Genomic DNA, 20,131 nt, shown 5'->3' on the forward strand with positions numbered 1-20,131 from the left:
CCCACCCGGCCTTCGGGACCGGGGTGCGGGAGCTGACCCGGCGCGCCGCCGAGCTGCGCGGCGGCGTCTTCACCGTGGCGCTGTTCGGAGCGTTCAGCGCCGGGAAATCGTCCTTCGCCAGCTCCTTGCTGGGCGAAGCCGTGCTGCCCGTCTCGCCGCATCCGACGACCGCAGCGATCATCCGTGTGATGGCGCCGGCCGGCGGGCAGCGCCATCACACGGCCGCCGTCAAATTCAAGAGCGCCGAGGCGATTCGCGAGGACCTGGCCTATTCCTTCCAAGCCCTCGGCTTGGGGACCTGGTCGGAGACGGCCTGGCTGGAGACGGTGCGGCGCTTGAAGCCTGAAGACATTCCGGCGGCCGGTCGCGCGCATTACAGCTTCCTGAAGGCTGCAGCCGCCGGATGGGCGGAATCAGCCGAACGGCTTGGGCAAGTGGAGGTCGTGGAGGCGGAGCTGTTCCGCAGCTACGCCGCCAATGAGACGAAGGCCTGCTTCGTAGCGGAGATCGATTTGTACTACAGTTGTCCGTTAACGGAACAAGGTATCGTCTTGGTGGATACGCCGGGGGCGGATTCGATCCATGCCCGCCATACGGGCGTCACGTTCCAATATATGAAGGACTCCGATGCGATCCTATTCGTGACGTATTACAATCATGCGTTTTCCCGCGCCGACAAGCAGCTGTTGAGCCAGCTCGGACGAATGAAGGGCAGCTTTGCCCTCGATAAAATGTTCTTTGTGGTCAATGCCGCAGACCTTGCGGCTTCAGAGGAGGAGCTGACTGCCGTCGTGGAACATGTGCGGGACGGCCTTCGAACGGCTGGCATTCAGCAGCCGAACGTGTATGCCGTATCCAGCATGCGGGCGATGGCCGCAGGCCGGGAGAACGCCGCAGGCGACCCGGGTTTCTCCCGGTTCCGGCAACGGTTCTCCGCCTTTCTGGAGCAGGATTTGGGGAACCTTGCCGTCTCGTCCGCAGCCGCGCAGCTCAAGCAGCTGTACGAACGGCTGTTGAAATGGACCGAGGCGGCGGGGCAACAGGCGGAGAACGCAGAACAACAGCTCGCCGCACTGCACGAACGGCGGGAGGTGTTCGATCAGGCGGTTGATGAGTTCGTCCAAGTCGATATCAGCCGGGAGTGGGGGCAGGAGAATGCCGAGCTGCTATTCCACGTCGTACAGCGAGTTCGGCTGCAGGCGCTGGAGCTGTTCGCCGAATTCTTCCACCCTTCGCTGCTGCAGGAGCATAACGGTCCGCTGAAACGCAACTTTACCGTCGCGATGCGCGGCTGGTTGGATCAGGTTTCGGGCGAATTGGAGCGGGAATTGCTCGCCACAACGCTGCGTCTGGAGCGCAAGGCGGAGGGGCTGCTTCAACGCGAGGCGGAAGCTTGGTGCCGCCGGTATGAGACCGCGCTGGAAATGCCGCTCGGTTACTCGAGAAGCGATGCGAACTGGAATACGCCGGTGATCCCGGAAGGGGTGCTGGACAGCGGGACGCTATCGCCGGAGACGTACTGGCCCTTCTTCAAAAATCCGAAATCCTTCTTTGAAGGAGGCGGGCGCCTGCAACTGCGGGCCAAACTCGAGGAACCCTTGCTTGCCAAGCTGAAGGAGATCGCCGAGAGAATGGAGGCGAATTTCCGGGAGCATTACGAACGCGAAATTGCGCTTCGGAAGCAACAGACTGCCGCAACTTTCCGCGGGCTTTGGGCGGAGTGGGAACAAAGTATCCGGGGTTCCAAAGCGACTCCGGAGGAGCTCGCCCATTGGAAGAGCATCCTCGATCAAATCGGGCGGGATGTGGAGGAAATGGAAGCTTTTTATGACAGATAAGCCGGTTTAACCCGGGATAGAGGCCTAATATTCCAAATTCAAGGGATATTAGGCTTTTCTTCGCTTTGCCGCGGAAAATTCCTGATGTTAAACTGCAAGGAGCCAAAGCCATGTAAGCGCATGCTTTCAGGCTGTGACAGGTTTTGTGGCGTTCGGTCAGAGCTCGCGGACATCGCGCCCAGACGTCCAAAACCTTGGGGATTGGCGGTTACTTTGCAGTTTAATCCAAGAAACGGTGTAGGAGGAGAGACATGGAGGTTCTCAGGCAACTGCGGGACTATTACCAGGCAAGGTTGAATTACTTGGTGTTGTCGATTGTTTGTTTGGCGGCCGCAACCGGGCTGGGTTTAGTCTACCCGATGCTGCTGCGTAAGCTCATTGACGATGTGATACGGCCGGGCAATTACGGAGAGGTGGTATGGATCGCGGCAACGGCGGTTTCCGTGGTGGCCGTGAAGGCGCTCCTGCAGTTTCTGCATGGTTTTTTCGGCGGGCGGCTGGGGAACTATCTCGCCTATCGGCTGCGTAATGCCTGCTACGAGAAGCTGCAGTTTTTATCGTTCCGATATTACGATACGGCCAAGACCGGGGACTTAATGTCGCGACTGACCGGGGATTTGGAAGCGATTCGCAACTTCGTCGGGTTCGGCTTCGCCCAGCTGCTGAATCTCATCCTGATGGTCACCTTTGGATCGGCGGTCATGCTGTCTTTTCACTGGCAGCTAACNTTAGTGACGATGATCACGATTCCTTTTCTGGCCGGGGTGGCCCTGAAATTCGAGTCGAAAATTCATCCGGCCTTTCAGGAAATGCGTCAGGCGCTGAGTTCCTTAACGACGGCGGTGCAGGAGAACGTAACCGGCGTGCGTACCGTCAAATCATTCGCCCGGGAGCCGCATGAGGTAGAAAAGTTCTCGCACCGGAACGAACGGTATAAGGATAACCAGATTTTCGCGGCTACGCTTTGGAGCAAGTTCTTTCCCGTGATGGAACTGCTGGCATCCATCAGCGTAGCGGTGCTTCTGTCGGTCGGAGGGACCCTGGTAATCCAGGGGCAGCTGTCGCTCGGCGATCTGGTCGCTTTCTTCAGTTTGATCTGGTTTATTATAGGGCCTATGTGGGGCCTGGGGTTCCATATTAATAACTACACACAATCGAAGGCGTCCGGAGAACGGGTGCTGGAAATTTTAAATCAACCGATCGACGTCAAGGATGAAGAGCAGGCGGTAGAGCTTGATCCGGCACAGGTTCGCGGCGAGGTTCGATTCGAGCGCGTGACGTTCGCTTACGGGAATAAAATGCCCGCCGTGGTCGACATCGACTTCCATGCTCCGCCCGGTTCGGTGATCGGATTCCTCGGGGGCACCGGCTCCGGCAAATCGACGATCATCCAGCTGTTAATGCGCGCCTATGACGTGAACAAAGGTCATATTCGCCTGGACGGCCGAGACCTTCGGGAGCTTAGCGTGCGCAGCCTGCGCAGTCAAATCGCCACGGTGTTTCAGGAGACATTCCTGTTCTCGTCGACGATCAAAGGGAATATCGCTTACGGAATGACCGATGTATCTATGGAGGAGATTATTCGCGCGGCTCAACTGGCCAAAGCCCACGATTTTATCATGGAGCTGCCGGATGGGTACGACACGGTGGTCGGGGAACGGGGGCTTGGATTGTCCGGCGGGCAGAAGCAACGGATCGCCATTGCTCGCGCTTTGCTCAAGAATCCGAAAATCCTCATTTTGGACGATGCCACCAGCGCGGTGGACATGGAGACCGAGCAGGAAATCCAGTCCGGCTTTCAGGAGGTCATGCGGGGGCGAACGACGTTTATTATCGCGCACCGAATTTCTTCCCTGCGGCATGCCGATGAGATTCTTGTCTTAAACGAAGGTCGGGTTGTGCAACGCGGGAAGCACGAGGAGTTGATCGAAGCCCCCGGTCCGTACCGGGACGTATACCGGATTCAATACGCGGACCATTTGGCAGGTAATGCAACTGGTGAAGGGGAGGGGAACTCATGAATACACAAACGGCAACCAGGCGAGAACCTGGATCCGACAAGGACACGCTTCGCGGGAAAATCGAGGAGCGGTTCGTCTACCAGGACGATGAGGTCATCGACAAAGCGTTTGATTGGCAGCAATTCCGCCGGCTCTTTGCCTACATGATCCCCTATGCCAAACAGATGTTGCCCTTGATCATCCTGATGACGGTGCTTGGTACAGTGACGAAGCTGGCTGTGCCCTATTTGACGAGTCTGGCTATCGACCGGGCGATCGCGCCGGAGAACGGCCAAACCAGCTTAACGCTGCTGTATGGCCTCACTGCCGCCGTCCTCGTATTGTACTTGATTCAATGGGCCTCCGGCGTGTACCGGATTAAATATACGAATATCATCGGTCAGAAAGTGATCTATGACCTGCGCGCCGATTTGTTTCAGCATATCCAGAAGCTGTCGTTTCATTTCTTTGACAAACGCCCGGCCGGTTCAGTGCTGGTGCGGGTGACCAATGACGTCAACTCCCTGCAGGAGCTGTTCACGAACGGGGTCGTCAATCTAATGATCGACTGCGTGCAGCTGGCCGGCATCGTTGTGATTTTGCTGCTGATCAACTGGAAGCTGGGGCTTGCGGTGATGATTACCGTACCGATCATGTTCCTGATCTCCACCAAGCTGCGGCAGAAGATCCGCTTGGCCTGGCAGGAGGTTCGCATGAAGAACTCGCGGATTAACTCCCACTTGAACGAATCGATCCAGGGCATCCGCGTCACCCAAGCGTATACGCAAGAGCGGGAGAATATGCGTTACTTTGATTCGATGAACCTGAGCAGCAAGAAGTCGTGGGACAAAGCGTCGGCCATGAACCAGGGGTTTGGCCCGCTGATTGAAATCACCGGGGGGATCGGCACGTTTGTGCTGTTCGTGCTGGGCGTGTACTTGATTCAGTCCGGTGAACTGACCATCGGTTTGTTGGTGGCATTCAGCAACTACGTGGGCAACTTCTGGGATCCGATCAACCGCCTTGGACAAATGTATAACCAATTGCTGGTGGCGATGGCCTCTTCGGAACGGATTTTCGAGTTTATTGACGAGGAACCCCATATTAAGGATAAACCGGGGGCGAAGCCGCTGCCGGCCATCACCGGGGAGATCCGCTTTCAACAGGTCGTGTTTGAATATGAGAAAGGACGCCCGGCCTTAAAAGGCATCGATCTGGAAGTTTCCCCCGGCCAGTCAATCGCGCTCGTCGGTCATACGGGCTCGGGAAAAAGCACGATCATCAACCTGCTCAGCCGGTTTTACGACCCCAGCGGCGGTTCGGTGTTGATCGATGGCCATGACATTCGCGATGTCACCGTTCAGAGTCTTCGCAGCCAAATTGGGGTGGTTCTGCAGGATACGTTCATCTTCTCGGGAACGATTCGGGACAACATCCGCTTCGGGCGGCTGGAAGCCACGGATGAGGAAGTAGAAGCTGCGGCCAGGGCGGTCGATGCCCATGATTTCATCATGAAGCTGCCCGCCGGTTACGATACGGAGGTGGAGGAACGCGGGAATGTCCTGTCGATGGGACAGCGGCAGTTGCTGTCGTTCGCCCGGGCCCTGCTGGCCAATCCGCGGATTCTGATCCTTGATGAGGCGACGGCCAGCATCGATACAGAAACCGAATTGAAAATCCAGGACGCCTTGAAGGTGCTGCTTAAGGGGAGAACTTCATTTATCGTAGCGCACCGGCTCTCTACCATTCGCAGCGCCGACAAAATCATCGTTTTGGACCATGGAGAGATCAAAGAGTCGGGCACTCACCGGGAGCTTATGGAACGAAAGGGAATCTATTCCGGATTAGTTGAGGCTCAATTTCGGTATTTGTAACTTTTTATCGAAAAATCTTTACATTTTTAATAAGAACTATTGCAATCTTGCCCATAAAGCCGGAAAATAGAGTAGGATTGTTATTGGCAAATTAAATAAAGGTGGTTTGGTCCAATTGAGTATTGAGGCGTTCGCTCCGGCTTTGGTCATTCGCAACGCTTGTTGCGACGATGTTCAACACATGCTTCCTTTAATGCGTCAGTTGCGTTACCCGATGACGGCAAGTGTGCTGAAAGAACGTTTAGCAATGCTGGAAAGCCAATTGCTGCTAGGTAATCTAGTTGCGGAACTCGATGGTGTGGTCGTTGGGACCGCATTTCTCAAGCAGCATCAGACGCATGATATGTCTAGACCGGTGACTCGGATCACGGCTTTGGTTGTGGACGAGAAACACCGCAGGACGGGGATTGGGAGACGATTGATCGAAGCGGCGGAGAAGTGGGCCTGCGAACGGGGCAGCACGGATCTGGTGCTCTCCACAGCCCGCGAGAACCATCTGTCCGCCAAAACGTTCTATGAACATTGCGGCTTTAGCTGCACCGGCTACCGGATGAATAAACCTTTACATCAAATCTAAATAATCCATTTGCACGAAGTTGTATGTTTGGCTCCGCCCTGTTGAGGGTGGGGCTTTTTTGTGTTTGTTGAAGGAAGTGCGAAAAGGATTTGTGAAATAAAATAACATTCTTATCGAGAGGTTGAGTAGAAAAGCGTAGTTTCTTGTAGTCGATAGAGTAAGGTTATTCACAAATGTTATGAATACTCACACGCAAACAGTGATACGACAGCAAAATGTTTGTATACATGACATGTATATAACGTTGAATGGGGTTTAACCCAGGGAAAAGGATCGATATGAGGAGGATGGGTATGAAGGGGAAAAAAAGTTTTGCCATGCTGGCCAGCGTTGCTTTGTTTATCGGGTTGCTCTCGGCATGCGGTTCGTCTGGAAAAGAAGTTAAACCTGCTGGCGGGAATGCTGCCACGGCTGGCGGTGAAACCCAGGTTATCAAAATCGCTTCGCAATCCCCGTTGTCCGGGGGCTCGGCGATTCAAGGGGAATCGATCAAGCTCGGGGGGCAGATGGCGCTGGAGGAACGCCAGGCGGAATTTAAGGAACTCGGATTTGACTTGCAGTTCGTGCCTTACGACGACCAGGGCGATTCGAAGAAAGGGGTTGCCAATTCCGAATTAATCGGTGCCGATCAGGCGATCTTGGCGGTGCTCGGGCATTTGAACTCCGGAGTCTCGATTCCGAGCTCGGTCGTGTACGAGAAGTACGGGATTCCGATGGTCTCCCCGGCCAGCACGGCGACCGACTTCACCGACCGCAAACTCCAGGTGGCCAACCGCATCGTCGCCCGCGACGACTTCCAGGGACCGGCGGGCGCTGAATATGCCGTGAAAACGGTCGGAGCGAAACAGATTTTCGTCATCCAGGATAAAACGGCTTATGGGCAAGGGTTGGCCGACGCTTTCCGCAGCGCGGCCGAAGAACTCGGAGCCACGATCGCCGGTTATGAGGGCATCACGGTCGGGGAGAAGGATTTTAACGGGGTGCTGAACCAGGTGCTTAGCAAGAAGCCGGACTTTATTTTCTTCGGCGGCATGTATGCGGAGGCCGGGCTGATCGTCAAACAGGCCCGCGAGAAGGGCATCACGGTGCCGATCATGGGCGGGGACGCGCTGGATTCGTCGGGGATGGTGGACATCGCCGGCGATAAGTTGACCGAAGTCGCTTACAGCTCCGTGTCGACGGACGTCACGAAGTCCAATAAGGAATGGGCGGACCAATATCAAGCGAAGTTCGGCAAATCCGTAGAAAATTATTCGGCGTATGCCTATGATTCGATGAATGTGATTCTGGACGCGGTGAAGAAAGCGATTGAAGCGAACGGCGGCAAGCTGCCAACCCGCGAGCAGGTTCGCGACGCGGTCCGGGCTACAACCGATTTCGAGGGCATCGCGACCAAGGTCAGCTTCGACGACAAGGGCGATAACGAGTTCGCCAAGGTTTTTATCTATAAATTCGAAACGTCAACCTACCCTGGCACGATGGTATCGGAAATTGAACAGCCGAAGTGATCTTGGGTTTCGGCAATAACGCAGAAGGGGTTAGGACTTATGGATATGATCCTGCAAACACTCCCCCAGGTTTTGGTGGACGGATTGACCTTGGGCGCGGTATACGCGGTGGTGGCTATCGGCTATACGATGGTATACGGCATCCTCGAATTCATCAATTTTGCACATGGGGAAATCTTTATGACCGGCGCGTTTGTGGGCACCGCCGCCCTGCTGACGATGAATTCGGCAGGATGGTTGACCGGGCTGCCCGCCGGACTTGCTTACTTCCTCATCCTGGCGACGGCGATGCTGTCGACCGGGCTGCTCGGGATCGGCATCGAGCGGGTGGCCTACCGGCCGCTCCGCCGGGCTCCGAAGCTCATCTCGCTGATCTCGGCGATCGGGGTGTCCTTCCTGCTGCAGGATATCGTCCGATTTATCGCGGATATCCGGACAGGGAATTTTATCGTCACCGGCATTTCATTGTACGGCGAGAACTTGAAGTTGGGCGCCTCTTCCTTGTGGAGCGGGTTTGACGATGCGTTTCTGAAGATGAATACGATCATCGTCGTGGTTGTGGCTGTCGTTTTAATGGTGGGGCTCGATTTTTTCGTCAATCGCACCAAATGGGGCACGGCCATGCGGGCCGTAGCCCAGGACCGGGAAACGGCGTCGCTGATGTCCATTAACGTGAACAAGGTGATCGCTTTGACTTTCTTTATCGGATCGGCGCTTGGTGGCGGGACCGGCGTCCTGTTCGCCCAACAGTACGGAACCATCGATCCTTATATCGGCTTTATCCTCGGGATGAAGGCTTTCACCGCGGCGGTTCTCGGCGGGATCGGCAATATCCGGGGCGCCATGTTCGGCGGGTTGTTCATCGGCGTGCTGGAAATGTTCTCGTCGGCCAACCTGTCGGTCTTGACCGGCGGCGCGCTTGGCGGGGAGTATAAGGACGTCGTCGCTTTTCTGATCCTGATCGCGGTGTTGATCTTCAAGCCGGAAGGGTTGTTCGGCAAAGCCGTGAAAGAGAAAGTGTAGGTGATCGCTATGAATCAGCTTAAGCTCTGGTTGGAGCGCAGCAAACCCGCGCAAGCTTTGTTATTGACGTTGTTTGTCCTTATCACGGCGGCCAGCGTATATTTCTCGAATAAATCAGTGATTGCTTTTCTGCTGCTGCTCGGTTCTTTATTGCTGCTGTATTTGACGACCTTCCGGCCCTCTGTGAAATGGTTGATCGGCGCGGTGCTTCTGGTGGGGGTGATTCCGCTTGCGACCTCCGGTGGCCCGGCTCATCAGTCATATATGGAAGTGGCTACACAGTGCGGCATTTACATCGCGATGGCGTTAGGGCTTAACATCGTGGTCGGGTTCGCCGGACTGCTCGATCTCGGCTTTGTGGCTTTCTTTGCGGTTGGCGCTTATACGTACGCTATCTTTGCCACGCCACAGGCGAACGAGTTTATCTCCGGCAACCTGTTTCCGCTGCCCGGGGGCGCATTCTGGATCTTCATTGTGCTCGGCGGATTTATGGCTGCGCTATTCGGGCTGCTGCTTGGTTTACCGGTCCTGCGGGTCAAGGGCGACTATCTGGCGATCGTAACGCTGGGGTTCGGGGAGATTATCCGGATCATCTTCAACAATCTGGATAAACCGGTGAATATTACGAACGGGGCGATGGGGTTGTCTTCGATCACGCCGCCGAGCTTGTTTGGCCTTTCGTTTACGTTTCCGAACCAGTTTTACTTTATCGTCCTCTTTATTTTGGGAATCGTGATTTTCAGCGTCAAACGCTTGGAGCATTCCCGGCTCGGGCGGGCGTGGAAGGCGATTCGAGAGAATGAAATCGCCGCGCAATCCATGGGCATTCCGCTCATCCGCACCAAGCTGACCGCCTTTGCCATCGGCGCCTCTTTTTCCGGCATGATGGGCGTGGTATTTGCGGCCAAGCAGACCTTTATCGATCCGACCAGCTTTACGCTGATCGAATCGATCACGATTCTGGTCATGGTGCTGCTGGGCGGCATGGGCAGCGTGCCCGGCGTCATTCTCGGGGCGGCTTTGGTGACGATCCTGAATTTGCAGGTGCTTACGGAGCTGACCAATTGGTTAAACCAGTTATCGCTGCAGGGGATCATTCAGCTTCCCGCCTCGATCTCGCCGTCCAAGATGCAGCGCTTGATCTTCGGCGCCATCCTGGTTCTCGTCGCCATCTTCAGGCCGAACGGCCTGATCACCGCCAAGAACAAGCAGGTGGATCCCGTGCGGTTGAAGGCGCTGCGTTCCGACAAGACGTTGTCCGTCGGGCCGCCGGCCAATCCACAAAGCGGAAAAGCGGAGGTGTAGGTTCATGACGATTCTGAAGGTCAGCAAGCTGGTCAAGCGCTTCGGCGGGTTAACGGCGGTCGGGGGCGTGGACTTCGCGTTTCCCCGGGGCAAAATCTCCGCCGTGATCGGTCCCAATGGGGCCGGGAAAACCACGTTCTTCAATATGATTACCGGCATCTATACGCCGGATGAAGGCACGATCGAACTGGACGGAACGTCCATCGTGGGGGTCAAACCCCATCAGATCGTCAGCCGGGGGATCGCCCGGACGTTCCAGAACATCCGCCTCTTCGGCAGCATGACCGTGCTGGAAAATGTCATGGTCGGCATGCATATCCATCTGAAGGCGGGAATCGTCAGCGCTTTGCTCTCGCTGCCAGCCGCCCGGCATGAGGAGGAAGCGGTGCACCAAGAGGCTTACCGTCTGCTGGAATTCGTCGGCTTGCAGGAATGGCTGAACGAGCAGGCGGCGAACTTGCCGTACGGCGCCCAGCGGCGGCTGGAGATCGCCCGGGCGCTGGCGGCGAAGCCGAAGGTGCTGCTGCTGGATGAACCGGCCGCCGGCATGAATCCGCGCGAGACGGCCGAGCTGATCGGGTTGATCCGGCGGATTCAGGAGGATACCGGAATGACGGTCATCCTGATCGAACATGACATGAAGTTGGTGATGGAGTTAGCCGAGCACATCCTCGTCTTGGATTACGGAACGAAAATTGCCGAAGGCGGGCCGGACCATATTCGCTCGCACCCGAAGGTGATCGAAGCTTACCTCGGCAAGAGCGCGATTCAGGGCGATACCAGCGTACGAGTCGAGGTGATCTCATGAGCTTGCTGGAGCTGAGAGAGGTTCATGCCTATTATGGGGCGATTGAAGCGCTAAAAGGGGTTAGCTTGACCGTGGAAGAGGGGGAGATCGTTTCGCTGATCGGCTCGAACGGGGCCGGAAAGTCCACCACGCTCAAGGCGATTTGCGGCCAAGTGAATACGACCGGCACCATCCGTTTTAACGGCACCGAGATGTCAACCTTGCCGCCGCATCGGGCGGCGTTGGAAGGCATCGCGCATGTGCCGGAGGGACGGCGGATTTTCCCAAGGCTGACGGTGAAAGAGAACCTGGAGATGGGAGCTTTTTCCGTCAGGGACAAAAAGACGATCAAGCAGCGGATGGAGAGGGTGTTCGACCATTTCCCCCGGCTCCGGGAGAGGCTGACGCAAACCGGCGGAACGATGAGCGGCGGGGAGCAGCAAATGCTGGCCATCGGCCGGGCGATGATGATGCAGCCGAGAATATTGCTGTTGGACGAACCGTCGATGGGGCTTGCGCCGATCATCGTCGAGCAAATCTTTGAGATCATCCAGCAGCTTAATCGCGAAGGGATGACCGTGCTGCTCGTCGAACAAAACGCTTTTCAGGCTTTGCAAATCGCCCACCGCGGCTACGTGATGCAAACCGGCGAAATCCTGATGGAGGACGAGGCCGATATGCTGCTCGCCAACGAGCAGGTCAAGGAAGCTTATCTGGCATGACCGTATGCGGCACGTCTCGCGTAGGATCAACATCGTTTTCCGGCGTTTTGCGCGATGATCCCGGTTATCTCCTCCTTATCAAAAGGGATAATCGTGTGAAGGAACACAGAGAACCGGAACCTGTAGATGCACACCGAGGAAACACAAACCACGCAGTACCTACTACGTGGTTTGTGTTTTATTTCTGTACTTTTTTTAGACTTATTTATATTTTTTAGAGGGCTGATGTCGCTTATTTGGTTTTGATCAAGCATGAATACCGTTCCACACGATAAGGGGAAGAAATAACGCTAATCTCATTAATTCGCCGCATAGTACCGGCTTTGCTCATACGCCAATGCGGTTCGGCGCGAATAGCAGTGTTGCTCTCGATACGTTTCGAGGCGCCCGCGGAACTCGAGCTGGAGCTGCGAGCAGTCGGAGAGATCGGATGGGGTCGTTAATCTCGCGGCTTTATCCAACAGCTTGACCCCCGCTTCCTGAAATACGCGGCTCACGAACTCGGAACAGAAGTAGGAGTTCTCTCCGCCAAGCTCCATGTTGAGCACAACGCCCAATAACCCCAGAAAGTTGTAAGTGTAAAGTTCGTCGTGATCTTCGAAATTTTTCACGAAATTCCTCATACGCAAGTAGCTCTCCGCGCTAACCCTGTAGCTGTATACGGCGCAGTTCGCTTTTTCGAACACACCGCTGTGAATATCCTCCTTGACGAAGCCGCCGAAGATGGGAATGACCGGATGTTTGCGTCCGAAGCTGTAGACCTCCCGCAGTTCGGAATCAAATGCGATGGAGGCGTGATTGTAAGGTGCACGGGTATAGAGTCCGATCATTTTGGCAACCCATGTCTTCGGATTGCTTAGCAGGACGTAAATTTTCATTTCATTGTTCATAAATTTGACCACCATTTAGAGTTGATGATAGTTCCTTTGGATAATAACATGGTACTTGGTTTATGGGAATCCCAAAACGGACCGAAGGCGGAAAATTAACTGGACTAAGGTCTTGGTCCCTTCCCGCCTTTCGGTGTGACCGCAATTTACTTTTGCGAACCGATAGGATAAAATCGGGGGGAAATCAGGGCATAGAAGAGGATGGTCCATCGATGTATAAGTTGATATTGGCCGATGACGAAGAAGACGTTCGGGAAGGCTTGCTAAGTCTGATCGATTGGGGAAGTCTGGGTTACGCCGTGATGGAGACGGCGGAGAACGGCAGGGAAGCGGCCGAGCTCGTTGAGAAGCATACGCCGGATGTCGTTGTGACGGATATTCAAATGCCGTTTATGAGCGGCTTGCAGCTCTCCGAGTGGATTCGTGAACAATACCCGGCGACGAAAATTATCATTTTAACCGGTTATGAAGAGTTCGAATATGCGCAGAAGGCCATCCGTCTGGGCATCGACGAATATGTGTTGAAACCGTTTTCGGCGGGGGAGCTGGCTGAGATCCTGCAGAAGGTAAAATGGCAGCTGGATGAGGAAATGGCCGAGAAGGAAAATGTGCAGCTGTTAACCGAGCATTACCGCAAAAATCTGCCGATTCTGCAAAGCTTGTTCTTATCCTCGCTGGTCTCCCGGCGGCTGCAGGAGGCCGAGATTCGCGAGAAATGCGAGCACTACGACCTGAACCTGAGCGGTGACCGTTATCTGGTATCCGCGATCCGTATCGATTCGGCGGCAGTCCGGCGGGAACCGGGCGGGACAGGGGAATTCGAGAGCGGAAGGTCGTCGTCGGTTTCCTTGAAGGATACGAACGATACCCAACTGCAGCTGTTCGCCGTATTTAACATTGCCGAGGAAATCGTCCGGCTCCATCCGGGAGATCGGGCGTTCATTCATCATGACGAAGTCGTGATTCTCAGCCTTGCCGAGCCTAACCTGAAGGATCAACTGGCTGAACGAACGCTGCAATTATTGGAGGAAATCCGCTTTAGCGTGGAGCGTTTCCTTAAGCTGACGGTGACGATTGGCGCCGGTTCGGAAGTGGAGCATCTCAGCGAGCTTGCCAGCTCCTATGAGGAGGCCGTGAAGGCGCTGGACTACCGCGTAATTCTCGGCGGCAATAAAGTCATTTGGATTGAAGATGTGGAAACGCGGCAAACGGTACCCTTGTCTATGGACGAGCTTAAAGAAAAGGAGCTGGTCCGTTGCCTGAAAGTCGGCAGCGATCAAGAGTTGACCTCTCTGTTGGAGGAGCTATTCTCGGCATTGGCTGACAGTAAGGCATCCTATCAGGATTTTCAGGTGTATCTGCTCGAGATGTTGACGGGAGTGATCAAGGTCGCCAAGGACGTTCACGTTGATCTCGACAAATTGTTTGGTGAAGGGGCCGGCTTCTTGGGGGAGTTCGTTAAATTCTCGCATGCCGATGAAGCGAAGGCTTGGTTCCTGGACGTCTGCATGAAGCTGAAGCACTCGATCGCCACCGACCGGCAATCGAGCTACAACAAGCTGGTGGACGAAGCGAAGGAATACATTTTAGCCCATTACGGAGACCATGAGATCTCCATCGCCAAGGTATGCCAGCACTTGCATATCAGTACCGGATACTTCAGCAACATCTTCAAGAAAGAGACGAAGACCACCTTTGTTAACTATTTAATGGGCGTGCGGATGGATGCCGCGCAGGACTTGCTCGCGACGACGGATTTGAAGGCTTTTGAGATCGCCGAGCGCGTTGGATTTGCCGATCCGAACTACTTTAGCTTTTGCTTCCGCAAAAAATTCGGCATTTCCCCGAAAGAGTACCGCTCCGGAGCGAGAAGCTCATGAAGCTGTGGCGTTCCGTCAAGCGGCTGCTTCAAGGATTCCATGTGCGGAACATCCAGGTGCTCATCTCCGTTTCTTCTCTCGCGGTTACCGTGCTGGCGGTTGTGCTGGTCACCAGCTTGCTCTACAACCGCTTCTCCCAGGCTGCGGAAGACAATGCCTACTTAAGCCTGGAGCAAATCATCGAGCAGGTCCATTCGAATCTGGAGCTGTACGTCAGCGGGATGCAGGATATTTTTGATCTGGTCGAGCAGAAAATTGCCGTAGTCCCGGATCTGCCTACGAACGATCAACTCGGAGAGCAGCTGGAGACCGTGCTTAGTACGCGGGAGGACTTGGTATCCATGGCGCTGTTTACCGAGGACGGGGAACTGGTGCGCAATGTGCCGTCGATCCCGATGCGGCAAAACACGCGGCTTCAGGAGCAATTGTGGTTCGAATCCGCGATGGAGAACCCCGGGAAGCTGCAGTTTACGCCGCCGCATATCCAGAACCTGTTCAAGTGGCAGTACCGCTGGGTCGTTTCCATGAGCAAGACGGTAACCTACCGGGAGCAAGGCAAGCTGAAGCAAGGCGTATTGGCGATCGATATCAACTTCCGCACCATCGATGAACTTAGCGGCCGCATCAGCTTGGGCAAGAAGGGGTACGTGTACATCATCGACGCCGTGGGAAATATCGTATACCATCCGCAGCAACAGCTGATTTATGCGGGATTAAAGTACGAAAATCTGGAGCCGGTGCTCAATTACGCCTATGGGCGTTATTTTGACGAGTCGGACGGGGAGCAACGGATCATCACCATCCAGACCGTCAAGCCGGCCGGATGGAAAATCGTCGGGGTTGCTTATGCCGATGAATTTTTGACGACCAAAAGGGAAGTGGGCAACTTCTTGTCCTGGTTTCTGCCTCTCGCGATCGCCATCATCCTGGTCATCAGCATTTATGTCTCGGCCCGGATCTCCCAGCCGATCCGCAGGCTGGAACGCTCTGTTCAGATGGTGGAACGCGGGGATTTTGGAACAAATGTCTATGTGAGCGGCGCTTATGAGGTTGAACAGCTGTCCAAACGGTTTAACCTGATGCTGCGCCGGATTCGCGAGCTGATGGATCAAATCATCCAGGAGCAGGAAGCCAAGCGGAGAAGCGAGCTCGACGTCCTGCAGTCGCAGATCAATCCGCATTTCCTCTATAATACGTTGAATTCGGTTACCAGGCTGGCGGAACTGGGGCGAAACGAGGAGGTCGTCACGACGATTACGTCGTTGTCGCGGTTTTTCCGAATCAGCTTAAGCAAGGGGAACCATATTATCAGCGTGCAGGAGGAGTTGGAGCATGTCCGGCACTATTTAATTATCCAGACCATTCGGTTCAAGAACAAGTTTCGCTATGATATCCGGGCCGATGAAGCTGCGCTGAGATGCTCAACCCTAAAACTAATCTTGCAGCCGCTGGTCGAAAACGCGATTCATCACGGGATCGAAAAATCGGCGGAAGCGGGATTCATCCTTGTGGAGGCTCGTCTGGAAGGGGACAACCTCGTCTTCCGCATCCAGGACAACGGCATAGGCATGTCGCCGGAGAAGGTGGAGCAGTTGCTTAGCGGAACCCTGCGCAGCGAAAGCGGGTCGGGGGTTGGCGTACGCAACGTGCAGGAGCGCATAGCCCTGTATTACGGCGCTGGCTACGGGCTTCATTTCGACAGCGAACCGGAAGAAGGCACGACGGTGACGATTACGATTCCGGCCGTACAGCCGGAGAAACTGGAACAAGGCGGGGAGGAGGCATGATGCCTAAAATGCCCAAGTGCACAAGCCTGGCTTCCTTGGCGTTGACGGCGGGGCTGCTGGCTATATTGCTGTCCTCTTGCGGCGGCCCCGGCAGCGGAGGGAATAATCAGCAGGTCACTGATGTGGATATGATCGTCAAGATGGACCATGGGGACTACTGGAAGACAACCAAGCTCGGCGCGGAGGTTGCGGCCAAGGAATACAATGTACGGTTGAATTTTCTCGCGCCCGAGAATGAAAATGATGTCGAAGGGCAGATTCGCCTGATGGAGGAATCTATCGAGCGGCGTCCGGATGCCATTATTTTGGCCGCTTCCGATTACGAAGCGCTGGGTCAGGTGACGGACCGGACGTCCTATTATGACATCCCGGTCGTTTCGATGGATTCGGAGGTGGCCTCGACCAAGGTGAAAACCTTTGTAGGCACCAACAACTACGAAGCCGGGCAGAAGGCGGCCGAACGACTGGTCGAGTTAACCGGGCCGGATAGCGAAATCGGGATCATCAATTTCGTGAAGGGCGCCCGTAACGCGAACCAGCGCGAAGAAGGCTTCCTTGACTACATTGCCCGGTTTCCCGGCGTCCGAGTTGTCGATATTCAATACTGCGGTTCGGACGAAACGCTTGCGTACACGTTGACTGCAGAAATGCTGGAGCGATTCCCGGATTTGGACGGCATCGTGTCGCTCAGTGCCGAATCCTCGATCGGTGCCGGCCGCGCCGTTGACGAGCTTGGCTACGGCGGTAAGGTGAAGATGATCGCTTTCGATAATCCGCCGGAAATGCTTGAGCTCCTGCAGGAGGAGAAGGTGCAGGCCATGGTCGTGCAAAATCCGTTCAACAACGGGTACATGGCGGTCGCAGCCGCCGTTCAGGCAGCCCGCGGCGAGAAGCTGGAGGATCGCATCCCGACGGATACGAAGCTGATCGATCTGAACAATATGCTGTGGCCTGAAAATCAGAAACTGCTGTTCCCCTTCGTGAAGTAGGGGTGCGGCGTTAATGAGCAAACAGCAAGTGGGATCCGGCGAGTTCGGAACGCTTGCTGTTTTGCTGTTTGTGGCTTTAAGCTGCATGGATCTATAAAGATTCAAAGGGACCTCATCAGAATTTTGATAGAAACACCTTAGAATTTTGGATTCGCAAGCGGCGAAAAACCAGGCATAATGAAACCGTATCCAAGCGGATAACTTACAGAAATACATTTTTCAGGAGGTCAAAGATATGAAGAAAATAACGACAGTTATGCTTGCTGCGGCAATGCTGGGGGCGACGATGGTAGGCTGCTCCAATGGCGGGGATAAAGAGAGCAGCGGAGGAAATGGAGGATCGACACCGAACGTAGGCGTGGCGATTTACAAATTTGACGATACGTTTATGACGGGCGTACGGAACTCGATTGAGAAGAACGCGGACGGGATCGCCAAAGTCGATATCGTAGACAGCCAAAACTCGCAGCCGACGCAAAACGACAAAATCGACTTGTTCTTAACGAAGAAGATCAACGCATTGATCGTCAACCCGGTTGACCGGACGGCAGCCGGCGTTATTATCGACAAAGCGCAAGCCAAAGATACGCCGGTGGTGTTCTTGAACCGCGAACCGTTGCCGGAAGATATGAAGAAATGGGATAAAGTGTACTACGTTGGTGCGAAAGCCGAAGAATCCGGTACGCTGTCCGGACAAATCATCGTTGACTACTGGAAAGCCAATCCGGACGCGGACAAGAATGGCGACGGCGTTCTGCAATACGTCATGCTGAAAGGCGAACCGGGACACCAAGACGCTGAGCTGCGCACGCAATATTCGATCCAAGCGATCGAAGATGCCGGCATCAAGGTTGAGAAAGTGGCTGAAGACACCGCAATGTGGGATCGCGTAAAAGGTCAAGAGAAAATGGCGGCCTTCCTGGCGGCTAACGGCGACAAAATCGAAGCCGTCCTTGCGAACAACGATGACATGGCCCTCGGCGCAATCGAAGCTTTGAAAGCTGCCGGATACTTCACGGGCGACAAATACATGCCGGTTGTCGGCGTAGATGCTACGGCCCCTGCAATTCAAGCACTGGAGCAAGGCACGATGCTGGGCACGGTTCTGAACGATGCTGAAAACCAAGGGAAAGCGGCAGTTACGCTGGCTTCCTTGCTTGCGAAAGGCGAAGCGATCAGCAAAGACAGCGTAGGCTTCGATATTACCGACAACCAATATGTGTGGATTCCTTACCAAAAAGTAACGAAGGAAAACGCTGCTGACTTTAAATAAGAGCTCGGCAAACAGGGAATCAGCAGGACTTCTCATATTCGCAAGGACAAAAATGGGAGGTTCGATGCCGAAGGCTGCGGACCTCCCCGGTTTTTTCGCGAGGGATTGGAATACCGGAGGAAACTATGCTGTGCCTCTAAAGCGAAAGAAATGATCAGGGGGCGAAAACAATGTCTGAATTTATGCTCGAAATGAAGGGTATTACCAAGGAGTTCCCCGGCGTTAAAGCGCTTGACGGTGTAACGCTGCAGGTTAGACCGGGAACCGTACATGCCCTGATGGGCGAGAACGGGGCCGGCAAATCAACGCTGATGAAGTGCCTGTTCGGCATTTACAAACCGGACGGCGGTGAAATTATCCTGAACGGTCAAAAGGCGGAAATCAACAGTTCCAGCGATGCACTGAAGCTTGGGGTTTCGATGATTCACCAGGAGTTGCATCCGGTACCTTTCCGCAATGTCATGGAAAATATCTGGCTCGGACGGTTCCCGATGAAAGGTTGGGGTCCTTTCCAATTCGTTGATCATAAGAAGATGTTCAAGGACACGGAAGAGCTGTTTAAAGAATTAGATATCGATTTGGAGCCGGCAACGATTGTCGGCAAGCTGTCCGTTTCGAAAATCCAGTCGATCGAGATCGCTAAAGCGGTATCGTTCAACTCGCAGATTATCGTCATGGATGAACCGACCTCCTCGTTAACGAGCGTTGAGGTCGAGCACTTGTTCCGGATCATTGGTGACTTGAAGAAGCGCGGGGTCTCGATCATTTACATCTCGCACAAAATGGAGGAAATCCTGCGGATCTCCGACGATGTGACGATCATGCGCGACGGCAAGAAGATCGGCACCTGGCCGGCCGCGGAAATGACCACCGATCTCATTATCTCCAAAATGGTCGGCCGCGATCTGACGCAGCGGTTCCCGGATCGCCATAACCAGCCGAACGGCGTCATTTTGAAGGTGGATAAGCTGACGTCAAGCAATCCGAAATCGTTTAAGGAGGTTTCCTTCGAGCTGCGGAAAGGGGAGATCCTGGGGGTCGGCGGCCTGGTTGGAGCCCAGCGTACCGAGTTGATCGAAGCGTTGTTTGGCCTTCGTGAAATTCAGTCAGGCACCATCTCGATTAACGGTAAAGTGGTGAAGATCCGAAGCGCCGGCGATGCGAAAAAGCACGGATTGGCATTGCTGACGGAGGAACGCCGCACAACCGGTATTTTTCCGGTATTATCCGTACATGAGAATGCCGCTATCGCCAACCTGGATCGATATGTGACGCCTTATGGTTTGCTGAATGAACGGAAGAAAAAAGCGGAAGCCAACCAGATGGTCGAGAAGCTGCGCACCAAAACGCCGTCACCAAAAACGCTGATCATGAACCTTTCCGGCGGGAATCAGCAAAAGGTTCTGCTTGCACGCTGGCTGCTCACCGAACCGGAAATTTTACTGCTGGACGAACCGACGCGCGGGATTGACGTCGGGGCAAAATACGAAATTTATTCCATTATTGCGGATTTGGCACAGCAAGGCAAAAGCATCATCATGATTTCATCCGAGATGCCTGAACTGCTTGGGATGTCCGACCGTGTCATGGTAATGTCCGAAGGCCGTCTTACGGGAATCGTGGATGGAGACAAGGCTACGGAAGAAGAAATTATGCGTCTGGCAGCCCAGCACTAAGG

The 20,131-nt window shown here is 54.6% G+C and carries 15 protein-coding genes; 14 read left to right on the forward strand and 1 reads right to left on the reverse strand.

Annotated features, from left to right (window positions below):
* The 9 genes from BN3795_RS14605 to BN3795_RS14645 form a co-directional block, all read left to right on the forward strand.
* Window positions 1–1,838 (forward strand): dynamin family protein (locus BN3795_RS14605; RefSeq protein WP_198524724.1); only part of this gene is annotated, 1,838 nt, incomplete at its 5' end.
* Between the two features lie 251 nt (window positions 1,839–2,089).
* On the forward strand, window positions 2,090–3,859 hold the full coding sequence (locus BN3795_RS14610) for an ABC transporter ATP-binding protein (protein ID WP_068785426.1): 1,770 nt from the start codon (window positions 2,090–2,092) through the stop codon (window positions 3,857–3,859).
* Window positions 3,856–5,712 carry an ABC transporter ATP-binding protein gene (locus BN3795_RS14615; protein WP_232729935.1) on the forward strand — a complete coding sequence of 619 codons (1,857 nt, stop codon included), beginning with the start codon at window positions 3,856–3,858 and terminating at the stop codon, window positions 5,710–5,712. The genes BN3795_RS14610 and BN3795_RS14615 overlap by 4 nt, the downstream gene beginning before the upstream one ends.
* 115 nt (window positions 5,713–5,827) lie before the next feature.
* Entirely contained in the window at window positions 5,828–6,289 is a 462-nt protein-coding gene (locus BN3795_RS14620) for a GNAT family N-acetyltransferase (protein WP_068785427.1), read from the forward strand.
* Window positions 6,290–6,582: 293 nt separating this feature from the next.
* Window positions 6,583–7,797 (forward strand): branched-chain amino acid ABC transporter substrate-binding protein, encoded by a 1,215-nt coding sequence (locus BN3795_RS14625; RefSeq protein ID WP_068785428.1) that lies wholly within the window; start codon window positions 6,583–6,585, stop codon window positions 7,795–7,797.
* A gap of 39 nt (window positions 7,798–7,836) precedes the next feature.
* Window positions 7,837–8,820: a branched-chain amino acid ABC transporter permease gene (locus BN3795_RS14630; RefSeq protein ID WP_068785429.1), complete on the forward strand. Its 984-nt coding sequence runs from the start codon at window positions 7,837–7,839 to the stop codon at window positions 8,818–8,820.
* 9 nt (window positions 8,821–8,829) lie between these two features.
* Complete coding sequence (locus BN3795_RS14635) at window positions 8,830–10,125, forward strand: branched-chain amino acid ABC transporter permease (RefSeq protein WP_068785529.1); 1,296 nt, start codon at window positions 8,830–8,832, stop codon at window positions 10,123–10,125.
* Window positions 10,126–10,129: 4 nt separating this feature from the next.
* On the forward strand, window positions 10,130–10,933 hold the full coding sequence (locus BN3795_RS14640) for an ABC transporter ATP-binding protein (protein WP_068785430.1): 804 nt from the start codon (window positions 10,130–10,132) through the stop codon (window positions 10,931–10,933).
* Window positions 10,930–11,634, forward strand: coding sequence for an ABC transporter ATP-binding protein (locus tag BN3795_RS14645; protein WP_068785431.1), 705 nt, complete (start codon window positions 10,930–10,932; stop codon window positions 11,632–11,634). Before BN3795_RS14640 ends, BN3795_RS14645 begins: the two co-directional genes overlap by 4 nt.
* Window positions 11,635–11,933: 299 nt before the next feature.
* Here the strand turns inward: BN3795_RS14645 and BN3795_RS14650 are convergent, their stop codons facing one another.
* Window positions 11,934–12,524 (reverse strand): hypothetical protein, encoded by a 591-nt coding sequence (locus BN3795_RS14650; protein ID WP_068785432.1) that lies wholly within the window; start codon window positions 12,522–12,524, stop codon window positions 11,934–11,936.
* Window positions 12,525–12,736: 212 nt separating this feature from the next.
* Here BN3795_RS14650 and BN3795_RS14655 point away from each other — a divergent pair, with 212 nt between their 5' ends.
* The 5 genes from BN3795_RS14655 to BN3795_RS14675 all read left to right on the forward strand — a co-directional run bounded on the left by BN3795_RS14655 (window position 12,737) and on the right by BN3795_RS14675 (window position 20,129).
* The gene (locus BN3795_RS14655) at window positions 12,737–14,404 is read left to right on the forward strand and encodes a response regulator (protein ID WP_068785433.1); all 1,668 of its coding nucleotides are present in this window, start codon (window positions 12,737–12,739) and stop codon (window positions 14,402–14,404) included.
* A complete protein-coding gene (locus BN3795_RS14660; protein WP_068785434.1) occupies window positions 14,401–16,191 on the forward strand; it encodes a sensor histidine kinase in 1,791 nt (596 codons plus the stop codon). Before BN3795_RS14655 ends, BN3795_RS14660 begins: the two co-directional genes overlap by 4 nt.
* Window positions 16,192–16,199: 8 nt before the next feature.
* On the forward strand, window positions 16,200–17,180 hold the full coding sequence (locus BN3795_RS14665; RefSeq protein ID WP_232729936.1) for a substrate-binding domain-containing protein: 981 nt from the start codon (window positions 16,200–16,202) through the stop codon (window positions 17,178–17,180).
* Window positions 17,181–17,415: 235 nt separating this feature from the next.
* A complete protein-coding gene (locus BN3795_RS14670) occupies window positions 17,416–18,453 on the forward strand; it encodes a galactose ABC transporter substrate-binding protein (RefSeq protein ID WP_068785436.1) in 1,038 nt (345 codons plus the stop codon).
* Window positions 18,454–18,623: 170 nt separating this feature from the next.
* Window positions 18,624–20,129, forward strand: coding sequence for a sugar ABC transporter ATP-binding protein (locus BN3795_RS14675; protein WP_068785437.1), 1,506 nt, complete (start codon window positions 18,624–18,626; stop codon window positions 20,127–20,129).
* The last annotated feature ends 2 nt before the right edge of the window (window positions 20,130–20,131 follow it).

Source organism: Paenibacillus phocaeensis, assembly GCF_900021165.1.
Classification (GTDB): domain Bacteria; phylum Bacillota; class Bacilli; order Paenibacillales; family Paenibacillaceae; genus Fontibacillus; species Fontibacillus phocaensis.